This window comes from Sulfitobacter sp. EhC04 (assembly GCF_001650875.1).
Lineage (GTDB): Bacteria > Pseudomonadota > Alphaproteobacteria > Rhodobacterales > Rhodobacteraceae > Sulfitobacter.
Genome location: NZ_LXYI01000010.1, coordinates 18,549 through 36,155 on the forward strand (window position 1 = coordinate 18,549; position 17,607 = coordinate 36,155).

Here is a 17,607-nt window from a genome sequence, read left to right on the forward strand (position 1 = left end):
CGATCTGCACAGCGGCACATTTCGCCGCAGTGGGTTTCAGAACCGCAGATCCACCTTCAGACCCGGTTCATTGTCACCCAGTTCGATTTCAGCGCCATGCAGTGCCGCCACTGCCGCCACAAGGCTCAGCCCCAATCCGTTTCCGGGCGTGTTGCGGCTGCGGTCCAGACGATAAAGCCGGTCCAGCACCTTGTCACGTTCCATGGCCGGAATGCCCGGGCCGGTATCGGCCACCTGCAACCACAGGCCGCCTGCTGCGTGCCGTGACAGCCGCACCATGATCCGGCTGCCTGCCGGGGTGTGGCGCAGCGCGTTTTCAATCAGGTTCGAGACCATCTGCCCCAACAGCGCCCGGTCCCCCCGCACCTTCGGCACATCAGCGGCAATATCCAGGGTCAGGCGATGGCCGCTGTCGCTGGCGCTGGGTTCATAGACCTCGATCAAGGTCTGGCAGACCTGCACCAGATCAACGGGGACAAACCGCGACCGGGCCGACCCGGCCTCGACCTGCGCCAGTTGCAGCAAGGCCTGGAACACCTGCCCCATATCCGCAACTTCCGCACGGGTGCGGGCGACAAGCTCGGCCTCATCGCCATCCGGGGCCACCTTGCCCTCCAGGTCTTCCAGTTGCAGGGCAACCCGTTGCAGCGGGGTCTTGAGGTCATGGGCAATATCCGATGACACCTGTTTCAGTGCGGTGACAGAGGCCTCTTGCGCGGTGGCCATCTGGTTCAGCTTGCCGCCGATCTGCACAAGGTCGTCGGACCAGCGCGGCCCGACCACCACCCGCGCGCCCAGATCGCCGCCGGTCATCCGGTCGAGCGCGCGGCCCACCACCTCCACATGCTGCTTGGACCGGCGCGCCAGAACCAGCCCCCCTGAAAGCGCGATCAGCACCGTTGGCAGCAGGCTGATCAGCAGGATGTTGAGGAAAACACCCCCCAGCGCCTCGATCTCGGCCCGGCTGCGAGCGATGGTGATGATGCCGCCGTACAACCGGTCGGTCAGCGACAGGTAAGCGCCATCATATTGCGCGCGGTCACGGTCCAGAGAGATGATGTGAAATCCCGCTTCGTCCCGCGCGATTGCCCCATTGCCGAAGATCCGGCCCGAGGGTGCGATATAGCTCAGCACCATGCGGTTCGGATCAGCCTCGCGGCTTTCCGCCTCGACCAGTGCGGCCACGGCGCGGGCGTTCGGCGCGGCGCGAAACCCTGCAAGGTCCTGGCGCAGATCGGCACGGATCGCCTGTTCGAACGAGCGCTGGGTAAACCCATAGCTGGCCGCGAGACTCAGCAGGCTGACGGCGGTGAACAGCGCCACCAGCAGCAGCGCCAGCCGCAGCGGCATCGACCGCCAGAATTGCGACAGCCCTGCGCTCATGCGGCAATCCTGTAGCCCGCGCCGCGCACCGTCTGGATCAACTCCCCGTCAAAGGGCCGGTCCACCTTGGCGCGCAACCGGCTGATGTGGGTTTCCACCACATTGGTGCCGGGGTCAAAACCGATGTCCCAGACCGCCTCCAGCAACATGGTGCGGGTCTGGACCCGCCCCTTGCGCCGCAGCAGATGCTCCAGCAGGGCGAATTCGCGGGGCAGCAGGTCAAGCACCTGTCCCGCCCGCGTGACCGTCCGGGTGATCAGGTTCATCTCCAGATCGCCCGCGCGCAGCACCGTCTCGGCCTCCATCGCCTGCGGCCTGCGCGACAGCGCTGCCACCCGTGCCGACAATTCGCCAAAGACAAAGGGTTTCGCCAGATAATCATCCGCCCCGGCGCGCAGGCCCTCGATCCGGTCCTCGACATCGCCCATCGCGGTCAGCAGCAGTACCGGCACGGTCGATCCCGCCCCGCGCAGGGTCTTGAGCAGGGTCAGCCCGTCGACCTGCGGCAACATCCGGTCAAGGATCAGCACGTCATGCCCCCCCGCCGTCGCCGCAATCAGCCCTTCGCGACCGTCCGCAACCAGATCGACGATATGACCTTCCTCGCGCAACCCCCTGGCGATGTAGCGCCCGGTTGTGGCGTCGTCTTCTATGACGAGCAGTTTCATCCTGACCTCTGTTTCTGGTCTGCAGGTCTCTTGCATAGACAATATGGGGCGGCGGGCCGCGTTACAAATTTGTATAGCGCCGCCCACGACGCTGTAAGGACAGACCGTCATATGGGGGGAGCACAAGAAAATTCGAGGTAACTCCGATGCAATCCATTCTGAAATCCCCCCGGCAAGGCGCGGCTGCGGCATTGACTGCCGCCTTGCTGGCCACATCCGCCCTGACAGTCGCACCGGCTGCGGCCTATGCCGTGCCCGCAGGCGGCTATGCCGATCTGGTGGAACAAGTCTCGCCCGCCGTTGTCTTTATCGAAGTCACAACCAAGGCGCAGAACGATCCCGCCCCCCTGCCGCGCAACATTCCCCCGCAGCTGCGCCGCTTCTTCGAAGATGGAATGCCCGGCCAGCAAGGTCCTCTTCAGGGCGTCGGGTCGGGCTTCATCATTTCCTCCGATGGCCAGATCGTGACCAATCACCACGTGGTCGCGGGTGCCGACACCGTCACCGTCAAACTGGCTGACGACCGCAGTTTCGAGGCCAAGGTGGTCGGCAGTGACCCGATGACGGATATCGCCCTGCTCAAGATCGAAGCGGATGTTGACCTGCCCTTCGTCAAATTCGGCACCACCGAGGGCCTGCGGGTGGGGGACGAAGTTGTCGCCGTCGGCAATCCCTTCGGTCTTGGCGGCACCGTGACTTCTGGCATCATCTCGGCCCTATCGCGTGACATCCGGTCGGGCCCCTTCGATGACTTCATCCAGACCGATGCCTCGATCAACAAGGGCAACTCCGGCGGTCCGCTCTTCAACAACGCCGGTGACGTCATCGGCGTCAACACCGCCATCCTGTCGCCGGACGGCGGCTCCGTCGGCATCGGCTTTGCCGTGCCTGCCGATCTGGTACAGACGGTTGTGGCCGATCTGTCCGACGACGGCACCGTCGCACGCGGCTGGTTGGGCGTGAACATCCGCCCGATGACCGAAGAGGTCGCCAATGTCCTGGGCTATGACACACCCAAAGGTGCCGTGATCGAAGCGGTGAGCGAGGACAGCCCCGCCGCCAAGGCCGGTCTGAAGCGGGGCGACATCATCATGTCCTTTGGCGAGACCAACGTGGTCGACCTGCGCGACCTGACCCGAGCGGTGGCCACCACCGAGCCTGAACAAAGCACACAGATGAAAGTGCTGCGCAAGGGCGAGGAGCTCACCCTCGACGTGACCGTGGGCAAGCTGGATCCCAAGCCGGCCTGACCCATGCAAGACCCCGGCGGCTTCCCCCGTTCGCCGCCGGGGTTTTCATGCCCGGCCCATCTGCCCTCAGAACTTCGCAATCCGTTCCAGGGCCTGCCGCAGGAACCGGGCTTCTTCTTCTGAAAAATCGGCCATCAGAGCGCGGTCAAATTGCTGGCCCTGCGCGGCCAGATCGGCATAGGCCTGCCTGCCCTGCGATGTCAGCGCCAGCGTTTCGTGGCGGCGGTCATCCTCGCGCTGGCTGCGTGTCAGGAAACGCTTGGCTTGCAAGGCCGCCACAGCGCGGCTGACCTTGGTCTTGTGCATCCGCGCCCGGTCGCAAATCTCCTTTGCGGTCATCGCCCCGTACCGGCCCAGATGGAACAAGACGCGCCATTCAGTGCGCAGCATCCCGTATCTGCCCTTGTAGTATTGCTGAAAACTCGCGCTCGATTCTTCGGCTGCAATGTTCAGCAGATATGGCAAGAACCCCCGCAGATCGAAATCAACGGCGTCTTCGTGGTCCGACATCACTTCCTTTTCTGACATTTTTGTAATTTACCACGTTGTTAGTTACAAAACCAACTAATATGTGATCTTCAAGTACAGCGAAAGGACCTGCCATGAATAAGGACGTCGCCCGCCACAGGCTGCAGACTGCGGCCACCCCTGTCGGCACCCATGAAGGGTACATGCCCGGCTTCGGCAATGATTTCGAGACGGAGGCCCTGCCCGGTGCCTTGCCCCAGGGCATGAATTCGCCGCAAAAGGTGAACTACGGCCTTTACGGCGAACAGCTGTCCGGCACCGCCTTCACCGCGCCCAGCCACCAGAACGAACGCAGCTGGTGCTACCGCATCCGGCCTTCGGTCAAACACACCCACCGCTTTGAAAAGATCGACCTGCCCTATTGGAAGTCCGCACCGCATGTGGACCCGGAGGTGGTCAGCCTGGGCCAGTACCGCTGGGACCCGGTGCCGCATTCCGCCGACAAGCTGACCTGGCTTACCGGCATGCGCACCATGACCACGGCGGGTGACGTGAACACCCAGGTCGGCATGGCCAGCCATATCTATCTGGTCACAGACAGCATGGTGGATGCCTATTTCTATTCCGCCGATTCGGAGCTTTTGGTGGTCCCGCAAGAGGGCCGCCTGCGCTTTGCCACCGAACTGGGCGTGATCGACATCGAACCACAGGAAATCGCCATCATCCCGCGCGGACTGGTCTACCGCGTCGAAGTGCTCGAAGGGCCATGCCGCGGCTTTGTCTGCGAGAACTACGGACAGAAGTTCGACCTGCCGGGGCGCGGCCCCATCGGAGCCAACTGCATGGCAAACCGGCGCGACTTCAAGACCCCCGTGGCGGCCTATGAGGACCGCGACGCGCCCTCCACCGTCACCGTGAAATGGGCAGGTCAGTTCCACGAGACCAAGATCGGCCATTCTCCGCTCGACGTGGTGGCCTGGCATGGCAACTACGCGCCCTGCAAATACGACCTGCGCACCTATTGCCCCGTGGGCGCGGTGCTGTTCGATCACCCCGATCCGTCGATCTTTACCGTGCTCACCGCGCCCTCGGGCGTCGAAGGCACCGCGAACATCGACTTCGTGCTGTTCCGCGACCGCTGGATGGTGGCCGAAGATACCTTCCGCCCGCCGTGGTATCACAAGAACGTCATGTCCGAACTGATGGGCAATATCTTTGGCATCTACGACGCCAAGCCCAAGGGTTTCGTCCCCGGCGGCATGTCGCTGCACAATATGATGCTGCCGCACGGGCCGGACAAACAAGCCTTCGAGGGCGCATCTAACGCAGACCTTGAAGCGGAGAAGCTGGAGAATACCATGTCCTTCATGTTCGAGACCCGTTTCCCGCAGCACCTGACCGCCTTCGCCGCCAAGGAAGCGCCCCTGCAGGACGATTACATCGACTGCTGGACGGATCTGGAAAAGAAGTTCGACGGCACACCCGGCAAGAAATAATGACACCTGCCGGTTTCGCCCCAGGTTGAGACCGGCACGCATCACCACAAGGAATACCACATGACCCTGCTCCCCTCCTGGGTGGAAAGCGCCAACAGCGCCGACACCGATTTTCCCCTCAACAACCTGCCCTACGGCGTGTTCGAGACCGACAGCCTGGAACCGCGCTGCGGCGTGGCCATCGGTGACATGATCCTCGACATGGCCGCCATGGAAGAAGCCGGGCTGATCGACCTGACCGAAGAGCCGGTGTTCGACGTGCCCTACTGGAACGACGTGATGGAACTGGGCCCCGAGGGCTGGCAGGCCCTGCGCGACCGGCTGGGTGAACTGCTGGCGGCAGATGCCCCGGACCAGGCCCAGGTCGCGCCGCATCTGGTGCCGATGGCGGAAGCGCGGATGCACTTGCCGCTGGTGGTCACCGAATTCACCGATTTCTACGCGGGCAAGCACCACGCGACCAACATCGGCACCATGTTCAGGGGCGCGGAAAACGCGCTGCCGCCGAACTGGCTGCACATCCCGATCGGCTACAACGGGCGCGCCTCCACCGTAGTCGTGTCCGGCACCCCGATCACCCGACCCAACGGCCAGACCAAGGCCCCGGATGCGGATATTCCTTCCTTCGGCCCCAGCAAGCGGCTGGACATCGAACTGGAGATGGGCGCGATCGTCGGCACCTCCTCCGAAATGGGCCACCCGGTCAGCGTGGCGCAGGCCGATGACATGATCTTTGGCTACGTGCTGCTCAACGACTGGTCCGCACGCGACATCCAGCCCTGGGAATATCAGCCGCTCGGCCCGTTCCAGGCCAAGGCATTCGGCACCTCGATCTCCCCCTGGATCGTGACAAAAGCGGCGCTGGAGCCGTTCCGAACCTCCACGCCCGAACGCGAAAAGGACCTGCTGCCCTACCTGCGCGAACCCGGACCGATGCTCTATGACATCGAGCTTGAGGTGACGATGGCCCCCGAAGGCAAGGCCCCCACCACCATCGCGCGCACCAACTACAGCGAAATGTACTATTCCGCCGCGCAGCAACTGGCGCATCACGCCTCCTCGGGCTGTGCGATGAACGCAGGCGATCTTCTGGGCTCCGGCACGATCTCCGGCCCCGAAAAGGACCAGCGCGGCTCGCTCATAGAACTCAGCTGGGGCGGCAAGGAAACCATCACGCTGGACAGCGGCGACACCCGCACTTTCATCGAGGACGGTGATACAATGACGCTCAAGGGCGCCGCCAAAGGCGACGGCTACCGCATCGGCTTCGGCGACTGCGTGGGCACGATCAAACCGGCAATCAAGTTCCCCTGATCTTCATTGTTCCAAAAAATACACACAGGTGACGCCACCACGCGCGCCACACCGGAAAGGACATACCATGGCCAAAGCTTTTGCCTCGCAGGGCGACATGACCGAAAAGAAAATCACCTTCGACGAGGTCGGCCGCGACCTCTGGGCCTTTACCGCCGAAGGGGACCCGAACTCCGGCGTGATCATCGGCGATGACAGCGTCATGATCGTCGAGGCGCAGGCGACCCCGCGTCTGGCCAACAAGGTCATCGAAAAGGTCCGCGAAGTCACCGACAAGCCGATCAGCCACATTGTCATGACCCATTACCACGCGGTCCGCGTGCTGGGGGCCTCGGCTTACGGTGCCGATCAGGTCATAATGTCCGACGTGGCCCGTGCCATGGTGGTCGAACGCGGGCAGGAGGACTGGGACAGCGAATTCCAGCGTTTCCCGCGCCTGTTCGAAGGCCACGAAAGCATCCCCGGCCTGACCTGGCCGACCACCACATTCTCCGACAGCATGACTGTCTATCTCGGGAACCGCCGGGTGGACATCAAGCACATCGGCCGTGCCCATACCGCAGGGGACGCGGTGATCCACGTGCCCGACGAGAATGTGATGTTCACCGGCGACATCGTCGAGGACCACTCCGCCTGCTATTGCGGTGATGGGCATTTCAACGACTGGGGCGGCACGCTGGACAATATCCTGGCCTATGACGTCGACGCCATCGCACCGGGCCGAGGCGGCGCGCTGATGGGCCGCGACGCGGTGAACAGCGCCATCGCCAGCACCCGCGACTTCGTGAATTCCACCTATGCCCCCGCCGCCCGTGTCGCGGCCCGCGGCGGCAGCCTCAAGGAAGCCTGGGACGCGGTGCGCGCCGCCTGCGACCCCAAGTTTGCAGACTACGCGATCTACGAACACTGCCTGCCCTTCAACGTAGCCCGCGCCTATGACGAGGCCCGCGGCATCGACACGCCCCGCATCTGGACTGCCGAGCGGGACATCGAGATGTGGAACGCATTGCAGGCATAATCCTGCATTCCAGGGAGGATCGACATGGTCGCCGTCAGATACCAGACCACTTTCAAGCTTTACCCCTACCAACAGGTGTCCGCGCAATTGCAGGCCCCTGTGCGGCACCCGGTGGTGATCGTTGGTGGCGGGCCCATCGGGCTCGCCCTCGCGCTTGACCTGGGGCTCAAGGGCACCCCGGTGCTGGTGCTGGACGACCACGAGGGGGCGGGCCTTGGGTCAAAGGCGATCTGCTTTGCCAAGCGCACGCTGGACATTGCGCATCGCCTCGGCGCGGCGCAACCGATGGTGGACAAGGGCGTGGTCTGGAACGTGGGCCGGGTGTTTCATGCCAACAGTGAGGTTTTCGAATTCAACCTCCTGCCTGAGGACGGCCACCGGCATCCCGCTTTCATCAACCTCCAGCAGCCCTATTTCGAACGCTACCTCGTAGAGGCCATCGAACGCGCCCGGACCAATGGCGCCCCGATCGAGATACGGGGGGCCAACCAGGTCACCGCAATCGACCCGCAGGACGGGTTCACCACGCTGGAAGTCGACACCCCCGATGGCCCCTACAAGATCGAAGCCGACTATCTGATCGCCTGCGATGGCGCACGCTCGCCCCTGCGTGACATGCTGGGCCTGACCTTCGATGGCCGGGTGTTCGAGGACAACTTCCTGATCGCCGACGTTCATATGAAGGCCGATTTCCCCACAGAACGCTGGTTCTGGTTCGATCCGCCGTTCGAGGGCGCAGGCCAGTCCGCCCTGCTGCACAAACAGCCCGACGACATCTGGCGCATTGATTTCCAGCTGGGCTGGGACATCGACCGCAAGGCCGAACTGGACCCCGACCGCATCCGCGCCCGTGTTGACGCGATGCTGTCCAGCCAGACCGGCACCGTACCGGAATACGAACTGGAATGGACCTCGATCTACACCTTCCAGTGCCGCCGGATGCAATCTTTCCGGCACGGCAATGTGATCTTTGCAGGCGACAGCGCGCATCAGGTCTCGCCTTTCGGCGCGCGCGGGGCCAATTCCGGGGTGCAGGACGCGGAGAATCTGGGCTGGAAACTTGATCTTGTCCTGAAAGGGCTGGCCGATGACAGCCTGCTTGACAGCTATGCCACCGAACGTGAATTCGGGGCAGATGAAAACATCCTGAACTCGACCCGCGCCACCGATTTTCTGACCCCCAAGACCGAGACCAGCCGTCTGTTCCGCGACGCGGTGCTGACCCTGGCAGAGCGGCATACATTTGCCCGACCCCTGGTGAATTCGGGACGCCTGTCGGTGCCCTGCACCTATGACGGCTTCCCGCATTTCGGCCCGGACGAGTTGCAGGGGCCCGCCGTCACCCGCCCCGGCGCGGCCTGCGTGGATGCCCCGGCAGAGGATGGCTTCCTGCTGGATCACCTCGGCGGCAGTTTCACAATCCTTGCCCTGGGTCTTGCGCCCTCTGCCCCGGTCAGCGCGCATGGCATCGACCCCGTCGTGGCCTGCATCCCGTCACCGTCAGACGAACTGACCCGCCGTTACCTCGGTGACGCGAAACAGGGTGTCTACCTGATCCGCCCCGATCAGCATGTCGTGGCCCGTTGGCCCGATTTCGACCCGGATGCCATCGCCCGCGCCATTGGCCGCGCCATCGGAAAGGACAGCTGATGCCCGTCACCCTGACCCCGAACATCCCCGATCAGGATGGTTTCTACGACGAATTGCTGCGCGCCCATGAAGGGCTGAGCAAGGAGCAGTCCGATGCCTTCAACGCGCGGTTGATCCTTGTGCTGTGCAACCACATCGGTGACCGGGATGTGATCCGCGCGGCGTTGGCGGCGGCGAAATAGTCACAGGTCCACTTCAACCACGCCACCGGCCTCTGCCGCCCGGCTCTGGCACAGGATGATCGCATCCTGCCGCTGCGCCTTCGACAGCACAAAATCGCGGTGCTCGACCTCGCCCGAGACCAGCCCGCATTTGCACACGCCGCAAATCCCGTCCGAGCATTTCACGTCCACATGGATGCCATTCTCTGCCAGCACATCCGTGGCGCTCTTGTCGGCAGGCACGGCAAGCTCGCGCCCGGAACGGGCGAGCCGCAGGGTGAACTCGTGGTTCACATATTCCGGCACCTCGGGGACCGAGAAATATTCCAGATGCCGCGCCTCCTCCGGCACGCCCGCCGCTTCAGCCGCCGCCATGACCGCCGACATGTAACGCTCTGCCCCGCAGGTATAGACATGCGCGCCCACAGGCAGAGCGCCCATCACGCCCCCCAGATCGGCGCGGCTGTCTTCGTCGGTGATGTGCAGATGCACCTTGTCGGCCCATGCCACCCCAGCGAGGTCCGTCAGATACCCCATGCTGTCGCGGGATCGCCCGGAATAATGCAGCGCAAAATCGCGCCCCGCGCGGTGCAGCTCATGCGCCATGGCAATCATCGGCGTCACCCCGATCCCGCCCCCCATCAGCAGGGAAAACGGCGCATCGGCATCCAGTGGAAAATGGTTGATCGGGTTGGAGATGAAAACCTTGCGCCCCTCGCTGAAAATCCGGTGCAGCAGTTTCGATCCACCACGTCCCGCATCCTCCATCAGAACGCCGATCTGATAGGTGCTGCGGTCGCCCGGATCGCCTGACATGGAATATTGGCGCAGGAATTCCGGGGCGACGACGATGTCCAGATGCGCGCCGGCCTGCCATTGCGGCAGGTCACCGCCGCCCACAGGCTGGAACTCATACTTGGTGATGCCCGATGCCATCTTCTCGGCCCTGGTGATCTGTACGTGAATTACCGGGCTGTCGGCGGCATCGGTTGTGCGGTGCACCATGCTGTCATCGCCCGCGGCCAGACGGCGCTGGTATTCCTCGGCGGTGATCATCGCCTGATAGGCCTCGATACCCGCCTCGCGGTCCATCGGGTCAGGATAGGGGTATGGATGCGGGGCCAGCGGCGCAGGATAGACCGCCAGTGTCTGGTCGACGTACTTCAGGTCCAGATCGCGTTGCAGGGAGCGTTCGTTCACCGGCTTGTCCGTGGGGCGATAGCCGCCATCCTCGGCAATCTCCAGATCCCACCACCATTTCTTGACCGGGTTCAGCCCGCCGTTGCCGACTGCATCGTCCAGCCGCGCCAGCGCCGGGGCCGCCGTGGGCATGTTCATCGCCGCCCAGCGGAACGGGGCCTCCTTGAAGATGCCTTCCAGGTTCCAGGGGCAGGTTTTCATGCAGCGCCCGCACATGGCGCCGCCCGGAGTGGTGATCCGGTAGGTGGCACATTTCTGGCTGTCAGATTTCCAGATCTCGTAGCCGTTGAACATCAGCTTCGGCCCGGCGGTGATCGCGCCCGAAGGACATTCCCGCGCGCATTTGTTGCAGGCCTCGCAGAACTTTTGCAGGCCAAAGTCGATGGGCCGGTCATGCGCCATCGGCAGGTCCGTGGTGATCGCCCCGGATTTCAGGCGCGGTCCCAGATAGGGGTTCAGGATCACCTCGCCGATCCGGCTGACCTCGCCCAACCCGCTCAGCAACATCAGCGGCGGTTGCAGGACTTCGCCATCCATAACCGTATGCGCCTTGGCCTTGTAGCCGAGGTTGCGGATCTGTTTCGCCACAACACCCCCGATCAGCGAGAACCGCAGATAGGCGCGCATCGACTGCGCAACGCTGATCCAGTCGTCGCCCGATGCACCCTCCATCGTTTCATAGCCCTGGTCGATGATCAGCGACACCGCCTGATCGTGCGGCGGGTCGATGGGCGTGCCGGTGGCGTCATGTGAATACCATGCCCAGTCCGGGCAGCGCGAGATGCCCACCGCATCCGCGCCAAGGTAATAGCATGTCGCCTTGACCAGCGCGGCAGCCTGCACCGGGTCCAGCGCCACCTTTTCCGCCGCCGCCGCGCCATCCTGCAACAGCACAAATGCGCCCAGCGCCCGGCGCTGTGCCGTCGATGGTGCGGCCTTGCGCACATAGTACCCTCCCTTGGCCCCCTCCTGCAGCGCCTTGCCCATGTCGCCGAACTGGGCGCGGGCAAACATGTCGGTGCGCTTGGGCACCCGCGCCACGCGCGGCTCGTCAATGTAGGTGGTGGGGTCCTCCACCCGTTTCAGCCGCTCGAAGGGATGCGCGCCATCCACGAACCTGCGCCTGGCATAGGGCACCGCGTTTATCGCATTTTTGCGAAAACCCGTGCCGAGTTTCCACCGCATCCCAAAGGCCGACGCTGGCTGACCAGCAAGCGCATTCAGTGGCAAGTCCGGTGCCATGGCAAAGCTGGTCGTCACCGCCGCCAGACCAAAACGCGTGCCGATGTAGGGATGATGCAGCACGCCGTCCTCCACGGTTGCCAGCCCCGCTGCCACCGCAAGCTGGCCGAGGTCAACATCCGAGGTCGACACCGTATGCCCCCGCGCATCAAAGCCCAGCACACGCAGGTAGTTGGCCAGGACCACGGCGGTCTCTGCCGACAGCAACCCAGCCCGATGCGCCTGCGCGTCCTTGATCCAGCCGGTCCCGGCCTCGTCATCAGCGGGGTCGCGGGGGTTCTCATAGAGAAACACCAGCGCATGTGTATGCCCGTCGATCGTGCCCGGAGGGGCCTCCATCGATTCCTTGAGGTCGGCCATGATCATGTCGATACCCGACGCCAGGGTCTTGGTCTGGCGCGTGCGCAGGTCTTGCGCCAGCCGGTCGATATCGGGGTTGCGAAACGGGGTTTCCAGCAGGGCAGAAGCAGGCAGTTCGCAGACGCCCACCACCGCCGCGTCAGAGAAATATCCAAACGCTTTCAGATGATTGGCCCGCTCCTGCAGATCGTCCGGCACCTCGGAAACGCCCCGGTTGATCAACCCCTCGCGGATCGCGTCGAGCATCGCCTGATGCTCTCCCATCGCGTTCAGGATCGAAAACGGGTCATCGGCACGCGCAAAGCCAAGCTGCCGCATCGGCGGCACTTCGGACAGGTCCGGCATCTGCCCGGCCCGTGCCAGCAGCTCGGTTGGGTACGGTCCCATGTGAACCGGGCGGTTCTTGTCCGAAAACAGACGGAATGTCATCGCGCGGCCTCTTTGCAAGATGCTGAGGGCGCGACGGTCACCCGCCGCACAGGACTTGTCAACTAGGGCCTGTGGACATTCATTTTCCGCCACCCGCGCGAGTCGGATTTTGCCGCTGGCGCCCTGATGTGAGCGCAGCAATGCGATCATTGGAAGCGAACATCCGGGATGGCAGAGGCAAAATCCGTCTCGCCCTGCAAGGGTTTCGCCAAAATTGCCCACTTCTGCGTTAAGAGCGCTTGAAATAGCTGGCTATTCCTGCGCTCTCTTGCCTGGAACTGAGCAATTTTGGGCAGAAACGGGTGGCGGAAAATGAATGTCCACAGGCCCTGGTCACGCGAAGGAGACACCGACCGATCCGAAAGCACCGAAATCTGCGGCGATCACCGACCCCGGCGGGCATTCCACGGGCCGGATGAAACTGCCCGAGAGGATCACCTGCCCTGCCTCGATCTTCTGCCCGTATTGCGCCATGCGGCGCGCCAGCCAGACGACGCTCTCTACCGGGTCGTTCAGCACGCCCGCGCCTAACCCGGTCTCTTCCACTGCGCCATTGCAACTGACGATGGCACCGATCCAGCGCAGATCGACCGTATCGGGCGCATGGCGGGCTGTGCCCAGCACGATCCCGGCATTGGCGGCATTGTCGCTGATCGTGTCAAAGATGATGCGCGGCGCGCCGGTGGCCGGGTCCTTGCGCTGCACCCGCGTGTCCAGGATTTCCAGTGAGGGTGCCACATAATCTGTCGCGGCCAGCACTTCGGCGCGTGTCACATCGGCGCCGCATAGGGCGGATTTCATGACAAAGGCGATCTCGGCCTCGACACGAGGCTGAATGAACCGCCCCTCAGGCACCAACGCCCCATCGGCAAAGAGCATGTCGTCGAACAGGATGCCGCTGTCGGGAATGTCGATGCCCAGCGCCTGCTGCATGGCCTTTGACGTCAGGCCGATCTTCCAGCCGATCACCGCGCGCCCCGCCGCCAGCTTTGCCGTCAGGATGGCCGACTGGATGGCATAGGCATCATCCATGTCGATCTGCGGATAGGCTTTCGAGATCAGGCCGATCTGCTGGCCCGTTTGCTCGGCCCGCAGCAGGTCTGCCGCGACTTTCGCGTGCTCTTGCGGCGTCATGCCTCGTCCTCCACCCCGTTGCGCAGGGTCCCGATGCCTGGCACCTCGACCTCAACGACGTCGCCGGGGGCCAGATAGCGCGGCGGGTCAAAGCGCGCGCCGGCACCCGTCGGCGTGCCAGTCACGATAATATCCCCAGGCAGCAAGGTCATGAAGGTGGAGATATAGGCGATTTCCTCGCGCACCGGGAACATCATGTTGCGCAAATGATCGTCCTGCCGGACCTCGCCATTCACCCGCGTCACCAGATGCGCATCGTCGATCTGGCCCGCGTCCGTGAAAGGCACAATCCACGGCCCCATCGCACCGGAACGGTCCCAGTTCTTGCCCTGCGTGACGTTGAATTTCGCATGGCGCACCCAGTCTCGGATGGTGCCTTCGTTGCACAGGGTCAGGGCGGCGATGTGGTCATAGGCGTCCTCTGCCGCGATCCTGCGGCCTGCCTTGCCGATGATCACCGCCACCTCGCCCTCGTAATCCAGCGTGTGGTTCTCCGGCGGGCGGATCAGCGGCGTGTCATGGCCGGTAAAGCCGCTGGCAAAGCGCGGGAAAAGCGACATGTACTTTGGCTGCGCGCTGCCGTCCTTGTACTCGGCGTTGCGGTCGGGAAAGTTCACCCCCACGCAGATGATGCGCGCCGCATCGGGCAGCGGAATGTCGTAGGTAAAGTCGGTATGCGTGACCGCCGCACCTTTGGCCGCTTCCGCCAGCATCGACAGGCCGCCATCCGCGATCACCGCACGCAGGGTTGGCCATTGCGGAAACTGCGGCGACAGCGCGATCATGCCCGCATCGGTCACGGCCCCGTAATGGCCCGTCCCATCGGCGGTGTAACTGGCAAAGCGCATGTCGTTCATGGTGCCACGATCGGCGTGGCTTTCAGCACCGCCTCTGTTGTCTCTTGTCCGACGAATTTGGTCCCGTGTTCGAACCAGCTGCGCGGTGCCGCTGCCCCCCAAAGGGTCTGGCGCTGCGGGTCCGTGAGGTCCCACTTGATCGGCTCGTGATCGGGGTCAAGCGTTTGGTAATCGGAACAGTAAATCTCGATCCGATGGCCATCGGGGTCAAGGATGTACAGAAAGAACGCATTGGAAATACCATGCCGCCCCGGCCCGCGTTCAATGTTCTTGACGTAGCCGGTGGTCGCCATCAGATCCAGCAGGTCGATGATGTTCAGCGGGGTCGGCACCCAGAAGGCAACATGATGCATCCGTGGTCCGGTGCCGTTGGTAAACGCCATGTCATGGACCCCGCCCTTGCGGTGCATCCACGCCGCCCAAAGATGGCCGCTTTCCTCGTCTTCGGTGTATTCGCTGACCCGGAAACCGAAGTCGTTGTAGAACCCGACCGACGCGTCGACGTCCGGCGAAAAGCAGTTGAAGTGGTCGATGCGCAGTGGTTTGACGCCGCGATAGAGCGCATATTGCTGATGGATCGGCGGCAGGCGGTCCATCTTGTGATAGAACTCCAGCGGAATGCCGATGTTGTCGCGGGTCAGCAGCGTGCGGCCCTGGTAGGGGCGTTCGACCCATTCGGTCGGCTGACCCTTTGACTGAAAATAGGCTTCCGCCTTGTCCAGATCTTCCTCGTCATAGGTCTTGAAACCCATGACTTCCACGGTGCCGGGAAAATCGGACTTTTGCAGGATCACGCAATGATGGCCACGCTCCTCCATCGCGCGCAGATAGACGCGGCTGTCGTCCTCGTCGGTCACTTGTAGCCCCAGCGTTTCGGTATAGAACGCGCGGCTGGCTGCCAGATCCGAAACATTGAGGCAGGTGTGACTCAACCGGATGGTGTTGAAGGGCGGATAGAGATTGGGTGCGGGAACGGACATGACGGGCTCCTATTGAACGCCGAGGCGTGTGATCTTGTGCTGGCCGGTGGCGAAACCGATGTGCTTTTGTTCCATGTAGAACTCAAAGCTCCAGTCGCCGCCGTCGCGGCCAATACCGCTGGCCTTGACCCCGCCAAAGGGCGTGGGCAGATGGCGGACATTCTCGGAGTTGACCCAGATCATCCCCGCCTCCAGCGCCTCGGTAAACCGCAGCGCGCGGGTCAGGTCGTTGGTCCAGACATAACCGGTCAGGCCGTAGGGGATGTCATTGGCAAATTGCAGCGCCTCCTCCTCCGTCGAGAAGGGTATCGACGTCAGCACGGGGCCAAATATCTCTTCCTGGGCGATGCGCATGTCATTGGTGGCACCGGTAAACAGTGTCGGGCGCACGAAATAGCCCTTGTCGCCCACCGTTTCACCCCCTGCCGCGACCGTCGCACCATCCTGTTTCGCGATGTCGAAATATGAGGTGACCTTGGTAAAATGTTCTTCGCTGATCAGCGGGCCGATTTCTGTGCCGGGGTCCAGCGGGTGGCCAACCTTAATGTTGTTCACACGCTCGACCAGTTTCGCCTCGAACTCTTCGCGGATGGTGTCCTGCACCAGCAGCCGCGAGGACGAGGTGCAGCGTTCGCCGTTGATCGAATAGATCATGAATATCACCGCATCCAGCGCCCGCTCCAGATCGGCGTCGTCAAAGACGATCACCGGGTTCTTGCCGCCCAGCTCAAGATGGTTGCGTTTCAGCGTGTCCGCCCCCTGTTTCACGATCATACTGCCCGTGCGGCTTTCCCCGACAAATGCGATGGCCCGGATCAGCGGGTGCTCACACAGCGCGCGGCCCGCATCCTCGCCAAAACCATTGACGGTGTTCAGCACGCCGGGCGGCAGACCCGCTTCCTCGGCAATCTCGACCAACAGCCGCGCCGTCAGCGGCGAGGCCTCGGCGGGTTTGTGCACCACGGTGCAGCCTGCGGCGAGTGCGGGTGCGATTTTCCAGGTCGACAGCATGAACGGCGTGTTCCAGGGCGTGATGACGCCCACCGGGCCGATGGGTTTGCGGGTGGTGACGTTCATCAGCGTCGGCGACGGCAGGTGCTGCCCGTCCCGTGCGGAGGTCACCTGATCGGCAAAATAGCGAAAGTTCTCCGCCCCGCGCAGCGCCGCCTTGGACATGAATTTCCACGCCTGCCCTGTGTCCCAGCATTCGCATAGCGCGATTTCTTCGGCCCGTGCCTCGATGCCTTCGGCCACCCGGATCAGGATCGCGCGGCGTTCCTTGGCCGGCATGTCGCGCCAGACAGGGAAGGCATCATGCGCCGCCCGGGCTGCTGCATCTATGTCCGCCGCCTGCCCCCGCGCCACGTCGCAGATGACACTCTTGTCCACGGGCGAAATGGTCTGGAACGTGCCACCCGCCCCGGCCCGGTCCTGCCCGCCGATGCGGTTCAGGATGCCGGTTTCGCGAAACCGGGACAAATGACCCGCCAGTTTTTCAATATTCTCGTCCAGCACTGACATTTTCAATTCTCCAGATAATCGCGGATGGTGCCCGTCTTGGGCGATAGCTCGGGGTCGATGTCGCGCATCTCGAATGACAGCGCGATGGGACGGGTGGCCATGACCGGCGCGATGAAGGCCTTTGCCGCATCGAAAAGCGCCTGAGTCGCGGCCTTTTTCACCGCCAGATCACGGCCCGCCCGCAGGCGCACCGATATGTCGATATAGCCATGCGCCGGATTGCCATCGGCAATCGCGTAGTGCTGCGCCGCATGGGCACGGACCCGAACGCCTGCCGACGGAAAGGCATCCAGCCCCGTGGCCACGACGCGCAGACATTCGCACAGCCCGCCCATGTCGATCGCATCCTCCAGATTGACGGAATAGTCGACAATCAGATGTGGCATGGCCTGCCCCCCTCCTCCTTATTTAGTTAACATGTAAAGCAATAATACCTTGCACTGTCAACAGCAAAATACCAGATGAACCCACCCAGC

General features: G+C 63.2%; 15 protein-coding genes. 6 read left to right on the plus strand and 9 right to left on the minus strand.

All coding sequences use genetic code 11. The features are described 5' to 3' along the window. Positions 1-36 precede the first annotated feature (36 nt). Both A8B82_RS06035 and A8B82_RS06040 read right to left on the minus strand, forming a co-directional pair. Positions 37-1,383, minus strand: a complete 1,347-nt coding sequence (locus tag A8B82_RS06035; RefSeq protein ID WP_067289614.1) for a sensor histidine kinase — start codon at positions 1,381-1,383, stop codon at positions 37-39. Further along, positions 1,380-2,051: a winged helix-turn-helix domain-containing protein gene (locus tag A8B82_RS06040; protein WP_067289617.1), complete on the minus strand. Its 672-nt coding sequence runs from the start codon at positions 2,049-2,051 to the stop codon at positions 1,380-1,382. Before A8B82_RS06040 ends, A8B82_RS06035 begins: the two co-directional genes overlap by 4 nt. A 146-nt stretch (positions 2,052-2,197) precedes the next feature. On the opposite strand from A8B82_RS06040, the gene A8B82_RS06045 reads away from it, so the two are divergent. Continuing rightward, positions 2,198-3,301 carry a Do family serine endopeptidase gene (locus A8B82_RS06045; protein ID WP_067289618.1) on the plus strand — a complete coding sequence of 368 codons (1,104 nt, stop codon included), beginning with the start codon at positions 2,198-2,200 and terminating at the stop codon, positions 3,299-3,301. Between the two features lie 66 nt (positions 3,302-3,367). On the opposite strand, the gene A8B82_RS06050 is transcribed toward A8B82_RS06045, so the two are convergent. Next, positions 3,368-3,811: a MarR family winged helix-turn-helix transcriptional regulator gene (locus A8B82_RS06050; RefSeq protein ID WP_138069689.1), complete on the minus strand. Its 444-nt coding sequence runs from the start codon at positions 3,809-3,811 to the stop codon at positions 3,368-3,370. Positions 3,812-3,903: 92 nt separating this feature from the next. Here A8B82_RS06050 and hmgA point away from each other — a divergent pair, with 92 nt between their 5' ends. The 5 genes from hmgA to A8B82_RS06075 all read left to right on the plus strand — a co-directional run bounded on the left by hmgA (position 3,904) and on the right by A8B82_RS06075 (position 9,429). Then, positions 3,904-5,265, plus strand: coding sequence for a homogentisate 1,2-dioxygenase (gene hmgA / locus A8B82_RS06055; protein ID WP_067289623.1), 1,362 nt, complete (start codon positions 3,904-3,906; stop codon positions 5,263-5,265). A 60-nt stretch (positions 5,266-5,325) separates the two neighbouring features. Continuing rightward, a complete protein-coding gene (gene fahA / locus A8B82_RS06060) occupies positions 5,326-6,579 on the plus strand; it encodes a fumarylacetoacetase (RefSeq protein WP_067289626.1) in 1,254 nt (417 codons plus the stop codon). A 67-nt stretch (positions 6,580-6,646) separates the two neighbouring features. After that, on the plus strand, positions 6,647-7,597 hold the full coding sequence (locus A8B82_RS06065) for an MBL fold metallo-hydrolase (RefSeq protein ID WP_067289628.1): 951 nt from the start codon (positions 6,647-6,649) through the stop codon (positions 7,595-7,597). A gap of 24 nt (positions 7,598-7,621) precedes the next feature. Beyond that, positions 7,622-9,247: an FAD-dependent oxidoreductase gene (locus A8B82_RS06070; RefSeq protein WP_067289631.1), complete on the plus strand. Its 1,626-nt coding sequence runs from the start codon at positions 7,622-7,624 to the stop codon at positions 9,245-9,247. Beyond that, positions 9,247-9,429 (plus strand): DUF2783 domain-containing protein, encoded by a 183-nt coding sequence (locus A8B82_RS06075; RefSeq protein WP_067289634.1) that lies wholly within the window; start codon positions 9,247-9,249, stop codon positions 9,427-9,429. Before A8B82_RS06070 ends, A8B82_RS06075 begins: the two co-directional genes overlap by 1 nt. Here the strand turns inward: A8B82_RS06075 and A8B82_RS06080 are convergent, their stop codons facing one another. The 6 genes from A8B82_RS06080 to A8B82_RS06110 form a co-directional block, all read right to left on the minus strand. After that, entirely contained in the window at positions 9,430-12,639 is a 3,210-nt protein-coding gene (locus tag A8B82_RS06080) for a 2Fe-2S iron-sulfur cluster-binding protein (RefSeq protein WP_067289783.1), read from the minus strand. A gap of 333 nt (positions 12,640-12,972) precedes the next feature. Beyond that, positions 12,973-13,773 carry a 2-oxo-hept-4-ene-1,7-dioate hydratase gene (hpaH, locus tag A8B82_RS06090; protein ID WP_067289639.1) on the minus strand — a complete coding sequence of 267 codons (801 nt, stop codon included), beginning with the start codon at positions 13,771-13,773 and terminating at the stop codon, positions 12,973-12,975. Continuing rightward, positions 13,770-14,621, minus strand: coding sequence for a fumarylacetoacetate hydrolase family protein (locus tag A8B82_RS06095; RefSeq protein ID WP_067289785.1), 852 nt, complete (start codon positions 14,619-14,621; stop codon positions 13,770-13,772). Before A8B82_RS06095 ends, hpaH begins: the two co-directional genes overlap by 4 nt. A gap of 5 nt (positions 14,622-14,626) precedes the next feature. Further along, on the minus strand, positions 14,627-15,610 hold the full coding sequence (gene hpaD, locus A8B82_RS06100; protein WP_067289642.1) for a 3,4-dihydroxyphenylacetate 2,3-dioxygenase: 984 nt from the start codon (positions 15,608-15,610) through the stop codon (positions 14,627-14,629). Between the two features lie 9 nt (positions 15,611-15,619). Beyond that, positions 15,620-17,131 carry a 5-carboxymethyl-2-hydroxymuconate semialdehyde dehydrogenase gene (gene hpaE, locus A8B82_RS06105; protein WP_067289644.1) on the minus strand — a complete coding sequence of 504 codons (1,512 nt, stop codon included), beginning with the start codon at positions 17,129-17,131 and terminating at the stop codon, positions 15,620-15,622. A 2-nt stretch (positions 17,132-17,133) separates the two neighbouring features. Continuing rightward, positions 17,134-17,517 carry a 5-carboxymethyl-2-hydroxymuconate Delta-isomerase gene (locus A8B82_RS06110; RefSeq protein WP_067289647.1) on the minus strand — a complete coding sequence of 128 codons (384 nt, stop codon included), beginning with the start codon at positions 17,515-17,517 and terminating at the stop codon, positions 17,134-17,136. Positions 17,518-17,607: the final 90 nt, after the last annotated feature.